The following is a 1,022-nucleotide window of genomic DNA, read 5'->3' on the forward strand; positions in this document are numbered from 1 at the left end:
CCTCCTGACAAAAATAGTCACCCTCGCCGCTTCCCGTCACTTATCGCCCGCAATGATTCCACCGCCGAATCCTTGCTTAAACCGCACTCCGTGCCCGCTGGATTATTTTTTATTATTTTTCATACAGTTAAAAAAGTTAAATCGCTGGCGGATTGAATGCACTGCTATTGGCACATCTGCTGCATTAACGAACCGCGAAGGGATAGCAAGAGCATCCCCCAACTTCCCAACCCCAAACCGGGTTTTTATCTCAAGCGCAGTAAGGAAAGGAGTTACCCATGAAGAAGTTACAGAAAGGCTTCACCCTGATTGAACTCATGATCGTTGTGGCGATCATCGGCATCCTGGCCGCCATCGCGATTCCGGCCTATCAGGATTACACCATTCGTGGACAGGTCACTGAAGGTCTTACCCTCGCCGCTGCTGCCAAAACGGCTGTCTCTGAATCTTTCGCAAACACGGGTGTTGCTCCAGCCGACCGCACTGCTGCTGGCATGACCGCCACCCCTACTGATACTGCGGGCAATTATGTGTCGCAATTAGCCATAAACAACGGTGTTATTACTGTTACCTATAGCAATACGAGTCCCCAGCGCGCCAACAGCGCCATCAACGGTCTTACGCTTACCTTGGTTCCTTACGTCTCTGCTGACCTTAGCGTCTCCTGGAAATGTCGAGTAGTCGGGTCGGTGGCTGCCCCTACAGCTACTCTTATGAGCGGTGCTGTTAATGCGGTCGGAACGGTGTTAGCCAAGTACGCACCCGCTGAATGCAGAGCGTAATCTTCAGCAGCAGCGTAGGTTGGGTTGCGAACGCAACCCAACAATGCCGCCCGATAAAAAACCGCTCCCTTGGGGCGGTTTTTTTATGTCTGTCGCAAACAGGAGCCGGTACGCCATGACCCGCTTCTGTGCTTTTTGCCATTGAATCGCTATCCGCATTATCATCACTGGACTTATCGCTATGCGGGCAGGTACGAATCATGAAAACGGTGCAACTCACGCTGGATGATGATCTGGTCA

General features: G+C 51.8%; 1 protein-coding gene. It reads left to right on the forward strand.

The window, feature by feature from the left end; genetic code table 11:
- Window positions 1-278: 278 nt before the first annotated feature.
- Window positions 279-782: a pilin gene (locus BN874_RS13455; protein WP_034434354.1), complete on the forward strand. Its 504-nt coding sequence runs from the start codon at window positions 279-281 to the stop codon at window positions 780-782.
- Window positions 783-1,022 lie beyond the last annotated feature (240 nt).

The sequence above is a fragment of the Candidatus Contendobacter odensis Run_B_J11 genome, assembly GCF_000531125.1.
GTDB classification, from domain to species: Bacteria; Pseudomonadota; Gammaproteobacteria; order Competibacterales; family Competibacteraceae; genus Contendibacter; species Contendibacter odensensis.